This window comes from Paraburkholderia sp. FT54 (genome assembly GCF_031585635.1).
Classification (GTDB): Bacteria; Pseudomonadota; Gammaproteobacteria; order Burkholderiales; family Burkholderiaceae; genus Paraburkholderia.
On sequence record NZ_CP134196.1, the window covers coordinates 2,435,331 to 2,448,052 of the forward strand.

A 12,722-nucleotide genomic window follows, 5' to 3' on the forward strand; every position below is an offset into this window, starting at 1 on the left:
ACCGTGCAGGGCCATCTCGTCGGCCCTGCCCGCCTCCCCTCTTCGATTGCATTTCTGGAAAAACCATCATGAGCTACACGGCGCCCGTCAAGGACATGCTGTTTGTCATCAATGAACTCGCCCACCTCGATCGCGTATCGACGCTCCCGGGCTTCGAGGACGCTACCGCCGACACGGCGCAGGCGGTGCTCGACGAAGCGGCGAAGTTCAGCGCGGACGTGATTGCGCCGTTGAATTTCGAAGGCGACAAAAATCCGAGCGCCTGGCGCGACGGTGAGGTTTACGCCACGCCGGGCTTCAAGGAAGCCTTTCGCCAGTTTGCCGAAGGTGGCTGGCAAGGGGTCGTGCATCCCGTCGAATACGGTGGCCAGGGTTTGCCCAAACTGCTGGCGACACCGTGCATCGAGATGCTGAACGCCGCCAACCTGTCGCTTGCCCTGTGCCCGCTCTTGACCGACGGCGCGATCGAGGCGCTCCTGACAGCCGGCACTGAAGCGCAGAAGCAAGCCTACGTGCCGAAGCTGATCTCCGGCGAGTGGACCGGAACGATGAATCTGACCGAACCGCAAGCCGGCTCGGATCTGGCGTTGGTACGCACACGCGCCGAGCCCCAAGGCGACGGAACGTATCGCGTGTTCGGCACCAAGATCTTTATCACGTGGGGCGAACACGATATGGCGAAAAACATCGTCCATCTCGTGCTGGCTCGTACACCCGATGCACCAGAGGGCGTCAAGGGCATCTCCCTCTTTGCTGTCCCGAAGTTTCTCGTCAACGAAGACGGTTCGCTGGGCGAGCGCAATGACGTGCATTGCGTGTCGATCGAACACAAGCTCGGCATCAAGGCGAGCCCGACCGCAGTGCTGCAGTTCGGCGATCATGGTGGCGCAATTGGCCAACTGATCGGCGAGGAGAATCGCGGCCTCGAATACATGTTCATCATGATGAATGCGGCCCGCTTTGGCGTGGGTGTGCAGGGTATCGCCGTTGCTGACCGCGCGTATCAGAAGGCCGTTGCGTATGCGAAGGATCGCGTGCAAAGCCGGCCGGTGGATGGCTCCGCAAAGCAGTCCGTGTCGATCATTCAGCACCCGGACGTGCGCCGCATGCTGTTGACAATGCGCGCGCTAACCGAGGGCGCCCGGGCGCTCGCTTACGTCGCAGCCACGCATAGCGACATCGCGCATCGCCACGCGGACGAAGCCGTGCAGGCGGAACACCAGGCCATCTACGAATATCTCGTGCCAATTGTGAAGGGCTGGAGCACAGAAATCTCGATCGAAGTAGCGAGCCTGGGCGTGCAGGTTCACGGCGGCATGGGCTTCATCGAAGAGACGGGCGCTGCACAGTACTATCGCGACGCCCGCATCCTGACGATCTACGAAGGCACCACGGCGATTCAGGCGAACGATCTGATCGGGCGCAAAACCTTGCGCGACGGCGGCGCGGTGGCGAAAGCAATCCTCGCCCAGATTGATCGAACGCTGGACGAACTGAAAGACTGTGCGTCGTTCTCGTCCAACCCTGCGTTCCGGTCGCTGCACAAGCGGCTCGCGACGGGCCGTCAAGCGCTCGCGAGCGTAGTGGATTTCAGCCTCGCCAACGCAAAAAGCGATCCGAATGCGGTGTTTGCTGGCGGCGTGCCCTACCTGAAGCTGGCTGGCATCGTCCTGGTGGGCTGGCAATTCGCACGCGCCCTGCTGGTGGCTGCTGAGAAGCAGGCTGAGGATAAGTCGTTCTACGACTCGAAGATCGCGACCGCTCACTTCTTTGCCGATCACATCCTGCCCCAGGCCGTCGCGCTTGAGGCATCCATCGTCAGCGCGAAGAACAACGAAGGCATGTTGGCGCTGAGTGAAGACCAGTTCTAAAGAAAAGGCATCGCATCGTGACAGACGCAAGTCTCATTGAGCAGTACGGCCCACGCGAGTCGATGGAATACGACGTCGTGATCGTCGGCGGCGGCCCGGCTGGCCTGTCCGCGGCGATCCGCCTGAAGCAGCTGGCGGCGAAGAAAGGCGTCGAGCTTGGCGTGTGCGTACTGGAAAAAGGCTCGGAGATCGGGGCTCATAGCCTCTCGGGCGCGGTGATGGATCCGCGCGCTCTGAACGAGCTGATTCCCGACTGGAAGGAAAAGGGCGCGCCTTTGGACGTTGAGGTGACGGAAGACCGCTTCCTGTTCCTCACGGAAACCGGTTCGAGGAGCGTGCCGACCTGGGCGTTACCGGACAATTTCAAGAATCACGGTAACTATGTGATCAGCCTCGCGAACGTCACGCGCTGGCTGGGTCAGCAGGCTGAGGCGCTGGGTGTCGAGATTTTCCCGGGCTTTCCGGCCGCTGAAATCCTCTACAACGACGATGGCTCGGTCAAAGGCGTCGCCACCGGCAATCTCGGCATTGGCAAGGACGGTGAGCCGACCGAGAACTTCCAGCTCGGTATGGAACTGCACGCGAAATACACGCTGTTCTGCGAAGGCGCGCGTGGGCATCTCGGCCGTCAGCTGAACGATAAATTCCGGTTGCGCGAAGGCGCCGATCCACAGGTCTACGGGATCGGCATCAAGGAACTGTGGGAAATCGATCCGAGCAAGCACAAGCCGGGTCTGGTGATGCACACCGCTGGCTGGCCGCTGGAGAACGACACGTACGGCGGCTCGTTCCTGTATCACATGGATAACAACCAGGTGGTGGTGGGCTTCGTGGTGGGTCTGGGCTATACCAACCCGTACCTGTCGCCGTTCGAGGAATTCCAGCGCTACAAGACGCATCCGGCGATCCGCGCGGTGCTCGAAGGCGGCAAGCGTGTGTCGTATGGCGCGCGTGCAATCACGGCCGGCGGCCTGATGTCGCTGCCGAAGCTGGTGTTTCCGGGCGGCGCGCTGGTGGGCGACGACGCGGGCTTCCTGAACGCATCGCGGATCAAGGGTTCGCACGCGGCGATCAAGACCGGCATGCTGGCGGCCGAAGCCGCTTTTGAAGCCGTACAGGCAGGACGCACCAGCGACGAGCTCACCGCCTATCCGGAAAGCTTCAAGACCTCGTGGCTGCACACCGAACTGCATCGCGCGCGCAACTTCAAGCAGTGGATGAGCAAAGGCCTGTACCTCGGCACGCTGATGGTCGGCATCGAGCAGAAGCTGCTGGGCGGCAATGTGCCGTGGACGCTGCATCACCAGCATTCGGACCACGAGATGCTCAAGCCCGCGTCACAGTGCAAGCCGATCACGTATCCGAAGCCGGATGGCAAGCTGACGTTCGACCGTTTGTCTTCAGTGTTCATCTCGAACACGAATCACGAGGAAAACCAGCCGGCCCACCTGACGCTGAAAGATCCATCGGTGCCGGTGAACGTGAACTGGCAGACGTATGCGGGTCCGGAATCGCGTTACTGCCCGGCGGCGGTGTACGAGTTTGTGAAGAACGACGACGGCAGCGAGCGTCTCGTGATCAACGCGCAAAACTGCGTGCACTGCAAGACCTGCGATATCAAGGACCCGACACAGAACATCGTGTGGATGACGCCTGAGGGTGGCGGCGGCCCGAACTATCCGAACATGTAAGTCGATACGCGGGGCATCGAAAACGATGCCCGCGTGTGTCATCTAAATCAAGGATTGCGACGTGCAAAGAGAAGTCGTTATTGTGAGTGGTGTACGCACCGCGATTGGGAAATTCGGCGGAAGCCTGAAAGACGTGCCGCCGACGGAGCTTGCAGCCCTTGTAGTACGAGAGGTACTGGCACGCGCCAAGGTTGCCGGCGATCAGGTGGGACACGTGGTGTTCGGCAATGTCATTGCGACTGAACCCAAAGACATGTACATGGCACGTGTGGCCGCCATTAACGGCGGTGTCTCCGAGGCAGCGCCGGCACTGACCGTGAACCGTCTGTGCGGCTCCGGATTGCAGGCCATTATCTCCGCCGCGCAAGCCATTCTGCTGGGTGACGCCGACGTTGCCATCGGCGGCGGCGCAGAAAACATGAGCCGTGCGCCTTACATCACTCCCGACACACGCTTTGGCGTGCGGATGGGCGATGCGCGTCTGATCGACATGATGCTGGGCGCACTGAACGATCCATTCCATACCGTTCCGATGGGAATCACGGCGGAAAATGTTGCACAGAAATATGGCATCACGCGCGAGCAGCAGGACGCATTGGCTGTGGAGTCGCACCGCCGTGCAGCGCGCGCGATCGCCGAAGGGCGCTTCAAGGAGCAGATTGTTCCCGTGACGCGTCGAGTCAAGGGGAAAGAAGTGTCGTTCGATACGGACGAACACGTGCGTCCGGACGTCTCCCTCGACGACCTTTCCGGTATGCGACCCGCTTTCCAGAAGACCGATGGCACCGTGACGGCGGGCAACGCATCCGGCATCAATGACGCCGCCGCCGCGATCCTGTTGATGGAGCGCAGTGCCGCGGAACAACGCCGGATCAAGCCGCTGGCCCGCCTCGTGTCCTACGCTCATGCCGGCGTGGATCCGCTCTACATGGGTATCGGTCCCGTGCCAGCCACACGCATCGCACTCAAACGCGCGGGCCTGGATATTCGCGATATCGACGTGATCGAAGCAAACGAAGCATTTGCGGCACAAGCCTGCGCCGTCGCACAAGAACTCCAGCTCGATGCTGCCAAAGTGAATCCCAACGGCTCCGGTATTTCACTAGGTCATCCAATCGGCGCAACGGGCGCATTGATCACCGTCAAGGCTCTCCATGAACTGAAGCGTGTGAACGGCCGCTTCGCGCTGGTGACCATGTGCATCGGCGGCGGTCAGGGTATCGCAGCCATCTTCGAGAATCTTCAATAGTCGCTATGAACTATTTGACTGCAAGAGCGAGCTGAACGCACGATCCTGAAGGAGATCGAAGCGGTCGCAAAACAACGCGCGATTATCGCGACGAACACCTCGTCGATCTCCATCACATCGTTGGCGGGATCACGCGGACACATTACGCTTGCTTCCCATCCTGACGATCCGGAGCACTTTCTGCATTCAGCGCCCGCCCGAAGGCATCTCTTGCGCGCAGCCGTTCGAGATACGCGGATACTTGCGGTGGAAAGTCATCCTGTAGCCCGTTCATTGCCGCGAATATGAGCGCATATCCGACCGAGATATCAGCTGCTGTAAAACGGGCACCGCACACGTAATCGTCTTTGGAAAGAATTGCGCTGATTGCCCGAAGGCGCCCGAAGAAAAAGCGCCGGTAATCGTCGGCCACCCGAGGTGCTCGCGTTTCCTCGGGTTCGAGGCGCGTGTATCGCATGTAAATGGCGATCGGAAACGTCAGCGTGGCTTCACCGAAACTCAAAAAATTAAGGTATCGCGCGTACGTTGAATCCGATGGCAAAACGGCGAAGCGATGGGTTTCGTCCCGATCTGCCAGATACTGGCAGATCGCGCTAGACTCCGTCATGATCACGTCTTCGTCAATGAAACACGGGACGGTTCCTAGCGGATTCAATCCCAGGTACTCTCGCGCCTTTACCCGCGGAGGAAATGGCAGGACGTGCAGCCGATAAGGCAGTTGCAGTTCCTCGAGCATCCACAGAGGGCGAAACGATCGCGACCGGGCGCAATGATAGAGGTCGATCATGGTCAGTGGCTATTGATTGCCATGCGTGGGTCCAGGCGCGTCCGCTCGAGTCGTGCCGGTACGTATCGAGGGGTCCGCTGCGGCGCGTTCGCGTAAGACAGCCTTTGCAACCTTGCCGATTCCGATACGCGGCAGGCTCTCGATAAGCAGAACCTCACTCGGTCCTTTGAATCTTGCCAGGTTTTGCGCACAATGCTCACGCACCATTTCTGGCAACAGTCGGATCTGGTCCGGATCAAGGTCCGGGCTTGCGACAACGTATGCGACGACCACCTCGTTATACATTGCACAAGGCTTACCGACGACCGCGACCTCTTTCACAGAAGGCAGCGTTGCGATGGTCGCCTCGACTTCCGCTGCTGAAACATTCTCGCCGCCAACCTTGATGATGTCTTTCTGCCTGTCGGCGAACTCCATCCAGCCATCGTTGTCGAGCCTGACTCGGTCTCCTGTTAGAAAATAGCCTGCCGAATCGAACGACTCTTCCGTCGTGCGCTCGTCGCCATCGTATTCGCTGAAAATTGAGAGTCCGCGACGGCCGCCAACGAGGAGACGACCTGTTTCACCCGCTCTAACATGGCGTGCCTCGTCGTCCACTACTCGCACCTGATATGCATGGCTCGGTCGACCGATGCCGCCCGTCAATTTTCCGTGGCTGGGCGTCGATACGATAACTTGGGTCAGCACCTCAGTCATGCCCCATCCGGCTACCATTGAAACACGGTAAAAGGATGACAAGGCGTGGTCATGTCGGGAAGTTACCCAGACGCGGAAGTTGTGGTCGGGTACCGGCTCGGCCTTCAGCGCTGCCATGGTGAAGTGCACCTGAGAGCCTACACTCGCCCTGTGCCGCAGCGCGCTGTCCCAATAGCGGCTTCTGGAGAATTTTGGCTGAAGGACGACCGTGCCACCGGCCCACATTGTCGAAAAGAAGCACCACGACAGGCCAACGACATGGAAGAGCGGAAGAAAGAGCAGGTGAACATCGTCGTCCTGCAAGCGCTGTTGCCGCGCATTTAGTTCCGCCGCCCAAAGGATATTGGCATGCGTCCAGACAACACCCTTTGGTCGAGAAGTAGAACCGGTGGTGTACATCACCGATGCCTGGGCCAAAGGATCGGCCGGCCTGCGAGGCAGAGGCCTGGCATACAGTCTTGAGAAGTCAAAGAGCCTCTGAGCCGCTACCGCACTCTCACCGCCTTCGGCCTCAGCATTCACTACAGCAATCCAGGCAAGTTGGGAGCAATGTTCTGCGAGAAGTGGAGCGAGATGCGACTGGGTCACGGCACAAACAGCGCGCGCAGCGGCAACCAGATAGGCGAGTTCGGGTCCAGCTGCCAGCGCATTCGTTGCGACGCACACAGCGCCAAGCCAGGCGCACGCAAAGCGAACCAACACTGCTTCGGGACAGTTCTCCATGTGGACAACGACGCGGTCACCTGCCTTTACTCCACGGGCAGCCATACCGCCCGCGAGACGCTGCACATGGTCAAGAAGATCCGCATAGCTGTACGTACGACCGTGGCCATCGAAGGGATCCCATATGAGGAAGGGATGATCTCCTCGACGTGCAGCAAGCTCGACTAGCCATGTGGCGATGTCATAGCCGGCATAAGGGTTAGTAACGACGTCTTCAGTATCGGAGATGCGGGAAGGGACCATACTGCTTTCTCTCTGTCATCGGGTGATTGTGACGGTAAGTTCGCAAGTTGTTAGACACTGCGCAGGCTTGATTCCGGAAATGCCAGTCGTGATTGCGCCTGGTCATACTCGTGCCTCAGCCGCTCTATCAGTTTTGCTGCAGGTACGATCTGCTTTACAGCACCGATTCCCTGGCCTGCGCCCCACACGTCCCGCCAGGCTTTGGCCTTTGCATTGCTTCCCGATCCAAAATTCATGGTTGACGGGTCTGACTCAGGCAGGCCATCTGGATCGAGTCCCGCTGCAACAATGCTTTTGCGCAGATAGTTGCCATGCACACCCGTAAACAGATTCGTATAAACGATGTCTGATGCCCTGCCTTCGACAATGGCGTCCTTGTAGCCTTCGACGGCATTGGCCTCCTCCGTGGCGATGAAAGCACTGCCGACATAGGCGAGGTCGGCACCGCTCGCCTGCGCTGCCAGGATCGAGTTGCCGTTGGCAATTGCGCCTGACAACAATAGCGGGCCATCGAACCATTCCCGAATTTCCTGAACAAGAGCGAACGGCGAAAGCACGCCGGCGTGACCACCCGCACCGGTTGCAACTGCGATCAGTCCGTCTGCGCCCTTCTCGATTGCCTTACGTGCAAACACGTTGTTGATGACATCGTGAAACACAATCCCTCCCCACCCATGGACTGCGTCATTGATCTCTTTCCTCGCTCCGAGTGAAGTGATGACAATCGGTACCCGATACTTCTTGCAGACTTCCATATCCGTGTCGAGACGATTGTTTGATCGATGGACAATCTGATTGACCGCGAACGGTGCCGATGGTCGCTGCGGATGATTCCTGTCATGCTCCGCCAACTCGGTTGTGATGCGATCGAGCCATTGCTCAAGCACCCCTTCAGGTCGTGCATTCAAAGCAGGAAAGGAGCCGACAATCCCGGCTTTGCATTGTGCAATGACGAGATCAGGGTTCGAAATGATGAACAAAGGCGAACCGACGACCGGAACGGAAAGCCTGTTATGCAGAATGCTGGGAATAGCCATACACATACTCCGTCGTAAAACGATTTTGGAAAAGTACCGCTGCAAGCGAGGCCTGCAGGGCGCTGCTTCTACCCGTTGGCCACTTCTTTCAGGCCCGAGGGGCAGTCAGCCTGATGATTTCTTCTTCGACATCGCGCAGCTGGTCTTTGCCGAAGTACATTTCGTCGTTAACAAAGAAAGTGGGGGAGCCAAATGCTCCTCTTTCAAAAGCTTCCTGGGTATTGTCGATCAGCCGCTGCTTGACCTCGGGAACGTCGATCCGCTGTGCAAATCCTTTGCCGTCCAGACCAGCCTTATCGAGTGCCGCGGAAAGCACGGCAGGGTCGCCCATGTCCAGTTCGTCTTCCCACATGAACCGGTACACTGAAGTCACGTACAAGTCGAACGTTCCGTCCAGCTGGGCTGCAACGGCCCCACGCATCAGCTTTAGGGTATTGATCGGAAAATGCGGGTTGTATCGGTACTCCGTGATCCCATGTCGGGCAACAAACCTGGCAGTTTCGAGTTTGCTGAACTGTGGTTTGTTCTTGATGCGGGAGAAGGCGTCTGCAGGTGATTGATTCCCAGTCAACTTGAATAGCCCTCCTAGCAGAATAGGCACGTACCTGAACACCACTTCGTGACGCGCCTCGACATGCGGGATCACCTTGTGGCTGAGGTACGCATTTGGACTGCCGAAGTCAAAAAGAAAATCAACCTGGACCTTACTCACGTTGTCTCCCGTCATATCGTTCAATATGCACTATATTGTGCATATGCACTCGCAAACAGTCATTGCGACTGGAATTCGCAATGACCAATCGATCACCAAACAACAACCATCCACGCTGAAAATGATCGTCCGGGCACCGTCATCGACCGAAAAGCACCGATGCCACCGCGCACATTGTTCAGCTACGGCATCTTGCCGAGATTTTCTTCAATGCTTTTGACCACATTGATCAACTTCGGAGCGAAGTGCATCAACTGATCTTTTGGGAACGCTTGTGCAGCGCCTGCAACACTCATGACCATAACCGGCAGCCCCCTCCCCGGATTGAATGGGACGGCGATACCGTGCACGCCCTTCACCCAGTCTCCGAGAGAAGAGCAACAGCCGGTCGCCTCATACTCATCAACCGCCCGCACAATACCTGCGCTTATCGCAGGCCAAGCAGCGTCGTCCAGCGCGCGGATTCGTTCCATCAGATCTGCACGTTCGGGCGCGGGCAATCCGGCCAACAGCGCCCGGCCTGCGGCCGTGGTGCCCAAGGGTATGCGCGAGCCTACGTCCAGGCTAAGGGTGACGATAGAACTTCCCCTGCAACATTCCAGGTACAGCATCGAAAGCCGGTCGCGCGTTGTCAGCGCAACAATGGCCTCAGTCTCTGCGGCAAGCAACTGCATGAACGGACGGGCGACCTGACGCACGTCGAGTTTTGCCAGCATTGCGCTGCCCAATGCAACCGTTGCTGTCCCGAGGCGATATTTACCGCTGTTCGGCACCAGATGAAGATAGCCCAGCCTGGTCAGCGTGTACGTCAGTCTCGTAACGGTTGAACGCGGCAACCCGCATTTTTGTGCGATCTCGTGATTTGCCAGAAAGTTATCGCCCGTCTTAAAGCAACTCAATACCTCCAGGCCGCGAGCGAGGGCCGTAACAAAATGACGATCAGACGCGCCATCAGAACCTGACTCCTCGTCCGCTGCGTCATCGTTCACGTGATCGCCTTCCGCTGTGTTCATATTCAATTTTTCATCTCCGGCCGATCGCCGTTCGTAGAGGATTGTCGAGTTTGCGCGTCGCACAATGCACTTTGCAACACCCGGGCACCCTGGTCGGCGCCGCGAGCCGCGACACGATACCACGCGTCCAGTACGAAGAAGCGGGCTTGCCACCCTCCCTGTCAGCCACCAGGATGCGTCGCGTGGCGCTCCGCGCTTCGTAGCACGTCAAGCGCGCGGAGATTGCTTTTTAGCACTTTCCCAGTCGGCGCGGCCGGGAGTTTTCCTATCACGTGAATTTCTGCTGGCACCTTGTACGGCGCAAGTTGCTGCCGAACCCAGCTATTCAGATCGTCAGTGTCAATGTAGACATTGGCTTCGGGCTCCACGTAAGCAATAACCTGTTCGTTTCCTTCGGCGGGACGGCCGATTACTGCGGATTGAACTACCCCAGGATAGGAATTTATCGCCTGCTCGACTTCGGCCGGAAAAACGTTGAACCCTGAGCGGATGATCAGTTCGCGGGTACGTCCCATGATGAAGACACCGCCGTCCGCGGCCTGTCTAGCGAGGTCGCGAGTATTGAACCAACCATCCTGAATCGATTCTGCCGTCAGGTCCGATGCGCGGTAGTAGCCTTTCATCACGTTGGGTCCATGCACCCACAGTTCGCCAACTTCGCCACGAGCTACCTCGCGGCCGTCACGTCCCATCATACGAACCTCGACGCCCGGTACAGGTGGTCCAACGGAACAGTCGTTCCGGGGGGCGGCCAGCAGCAATGTCTGGCAAATGGTCGGCGAGGTCTCTGTCAGCCCATAGCTGTTTTGCAGGGTTGTCTGCATGGCCGCCTCGACCTGCTCCTTAAGTTCCGGAGTCAACGGCGACCCTGCCGCACCGACTGAACGTAGCTGATGGCGACTTATATCTACGCCATTCGCGCGCGACCATTCAAGCAACTTCGAAAACATCGCAGGGACACCGACGAAAACTGTCGCGCCGCGCTTCAGTATCGCGTCGGCCAGCGCCTCCGCCGAGTAGCGCGACTCAATGAACAACTTGCTACCGCAGGCAAGCGCTCCCAGGAGTTGCGATGAGAGTCCCACCACATGCGCCATGGGCAAGACGCCATAAACCGTATCTTGCGGCGACAGGAGCCTGACCGTTCGTGCGACTTCCGATATGTATAAGAGATTTGAATGCGTCAGCATGACGCCCTTCGGGCTGCCTGAGGTGCCGGACGTGTAAATCATGACCGCGACCTGTTCCGCGGGATCAGTGTGCGTTTGCTCTGCCACAGCCGACTCGTTCTGCGGCCCGATACATAGACGGCCAGTCAGCGACCAGAATTCCTCCTTTGCTCCAACCCGCCGGGCATGTGCCCCGGCTTCAAGAGAAACGTCAGGCGTATAGATGACACGCCTCGCACCCGAATGCTCAGCGAATGTATCGATCTCCCGCGGTGACAGACGCGCATTGACCACGACAGCCCACGCATCACACCGGCTCAGCGCCAGCAGGAGCACGCCTACCGCGACACAATTCTCGCAAACAATGAGTACGCGATCACCTGATCGCACGCCAAGCTCGCCGAGGCGCTCCACAGCCTCCTCAACCGCCTCGTGCAACTGCCTGTAAGTCAGGCTGGCAATCCGGTCGAGCAAGGCGGGGGCATCCGGAGTTGCACTGACCCATGGGTCGATCACGTGGTGAATGCGCCGTAGCGGAAGCTCGTTCAGCAGGACGGTCATGCGGTGTCTCCGAGTCATTTCTGTATCGCTCTGCAGTTCACTATACTGCAATGCAGTTCGTCAGCGCAAATTTTTCATTGATGCCGACTTAAAAAATCTTTGACTTTCCCAGAATGCATTCCGATAATGGATCGCAGTGCAGTTCATCATTCTGCGCTGCAGTTCAATTTCGGAGACATGATGGCAACATCCAAAAAGGCTGTAGTGGTGATCGGGGCCGGCGACGCGACCGGCGGAGCAATCGCACGTCGTTTTGCGCGCGAGGGTTACGTCGCATGCGTGACCCGCAGACATCCGGAGAAGCTCACGCCCCTTGTCGAACAGATTCGCTCGGAAGGCGGTGAGGCGTACGCCTTCGGGTCGGATGCACGAAAAGAAGAAGCAATGGTTTCCCTGTTTCAGGAGATCGAAGCGAACATTGCTCCAGTCGAAGCGGCCATTTTCAACATTGGCGCGAACGTCAAATTCGACATCACGGATACCACTGCCCGCGTGTATCAGAAAGTTTGGGAGATGGCGTGTTTTGCCGGCTTCCTGATGGGCCGGGAAGCGGCAAAAGTGATGTTGCCCCGTGAAAGAGGCTCGATTTTTTTCACTGGCGCCACTGCGAGTTTGCGCGGCCGGGCCGGTTACGCAGCGTTTTCCGGCGCGAAGCACGCGTTGCGCGCGTTGGCTCAGTCGATGGCCAAAGAATTGGCACCTAAAGGATTACATGTTGCACAGTTGATTGTCGACGGCGCCATCGACACCGAATTTATCCGCGAGAACTTCCCCGATCGTTACAAACTCAAGGAAGTCGACGGAATCGTCAATCCCGAACATGTCGCCGACACCTACTGGATGCTGCATCAGCAGCCTCGCGATGCGTGGACGCATGAACTCGACATTCGGCCCTGGATGGAAGGGTGGTGAGCGGATCGGAAGCTGGCAGGAATGAGCAGCGGCACGTCTGACCAATCCGTAGCCCGGC

At 58.4% G+C, this 12,722-nt stretch carries 10 protein-coding genes and 1 pseudogene; 5 read left to right on the forward strand and 6 right to left on the reverse strand.

What is annotated here, in order from left to right:
- The first annotated feature begins 68 nt into the window (after nt 1–68).
- From RI103_RS30535 to RI103_RS39725, 4 genes and pseudogenes are all read left to right on the forward strand, one after another.
- Nucleotides 69–1,871, forward strand: coding sequence for an acyl-CoA dehydrogenase (locus RI103_RS30535; protein ID WP_310816390.1), 1,803 nt, complete (start codon nt 69–71; stop codon nt 1,869–1,871).
- A 17-nt stretch (nt 1,872–1,888) separates the two neighbouring features.
- Nucleotides 1,889–3,562 carry an electron transfer flavoprotein-ubiquinone oxidoreductase gene (locus RI103_RS30540; RefSeq protein WP_310816391.1) on the forward strand — a complete coding sequence of 558 codons (1,674 nt, stop codon included), beginning with the start codon at nt 1,889–1,891 and terminating at the stop codon, nt 3,560–3,562.
- Between the two features lie 61 nt (nt 3,563–3,623).
- Nucleotides 3,624–4,811, forward strand: coding sequence for a beta-ketothiolase BktB (bktB, locus tag RI103_RS30545; protein WP_310816392.1), 1,188 nt, complete (start codon nt 3,624–3,626; stop codon nt 4,809–4,811).
- A gap of 42 nt (nt 4,812–4,853) precedes the next feature.
- Nucleotides 4,854–4,994 (forward strand): annotated as a pseudogene (locus tag RI103_RS39725) (3-hydroxyacyl-CoA dehydrogenase NAD-binding domain-containing protein); the annotation flags it as partial.
- On the opposite strand, the gene RI103_RS30555 reads toward RI103_RS39725, so the two are convergent.
- The 6 genes from RI103_RS30555 to RI103_RS30580 all read right to left on the reverse strand — a co-directional run bounded on the left by RI103_RS30555 (nt 4,954) and on the right by RI103_RS30580 (nt 11,752).
- Nucleotides 4,954–5,598 (reverse strand): glutathione S-transferase family protein, encoded by a 645-nt coding sequence (locus tag RI103_RS30555; protein ID WP_310816393.1) that lies wholly within the window; start codon nt 5,596–5,598, stop codon nt 4,954–4,956. The pseudogene RI103_RS39725 and the gene RI103_RS30555 sit on opposite strands and share 41 nt — an antisense overlap.
- A 9-nt stretch (nt 5,599–5,607) precedes the next feature.
- A complete protein-coding gene (locus tag RI103_RS30560; protein ID WP_310816394.1) occupies nt 5,608–7,260 on the reverse strand; it encodes an AMP-binding protein in 1,653 nt (550 codons plus the stop codon).
- Nucleotides 7,261–7,310: 50 nt separating this feature from the next.
- Nucleotides 7,311–8,297 (reverse strand): nitronate monooxygenase family protein, encoded by a 987-nt coding sequence (locus RI103_RS30565; protein ID WP_310816395.1) that lies wholly within the window; start codon nt 8,295–8,297, stop codon nt 7,311–7,313.
- An 88-nt stretch (nt 8,298–8,385) separates the two neighbouring features.
- Complete coding sequence (locus tag RI103_RS30570) at nt 8,386–9,009, reverse strand: 2-hydroxychromene-2-carboxylate isomerase (protein WP_310816398.1); 624 nt, start codon at nt 9,007–9,009, stop codon at nt 8,386–8,388.
- 182 nt (nt 9,010–9,191) lie between these two features.
- Nucleotides 9,192–10,022, reverse strand: coding sequence for an IclR family transcriptional regulator (locus RI103_RS30575; RefSeq protein ID WP_310818613.1), 831 nt, complete (start codon nt 10,020–10,022; stop codon nt 9,192–9,194).
- 161 nt (nt 10,023–10,183) lie between these two features.
- Complete coding sequence (locus tag RI103_RS30580) at nt 10,184–11,752, reverse strand: class I adenylate-forming enzyme family protein (RefSeq protein WP_310816399.1); 1,569 nt, start codon at nt 11,750–11,752, stop codon at nt 10,184–10,186.
- Between the two features lie 177 nt (nt 11,753–11,929).
- On the opposite strand from RI103_RS30580, the gene RI103_RS30585 reads away from it, so the two are divergent.
- On the forward strand, nt 11,930–12,664 hold the full coding sequence (locus tag RI103_RS30585; protein WP_310818614.1) for an SDR family oxidoreductase: 735 nt from the start codon (nt 11,930–11,932) through the stop codon (nt 12,662–12,664).
- Nucleotides 12,665–12,722 lie beyond the last annotated feature (58 nt).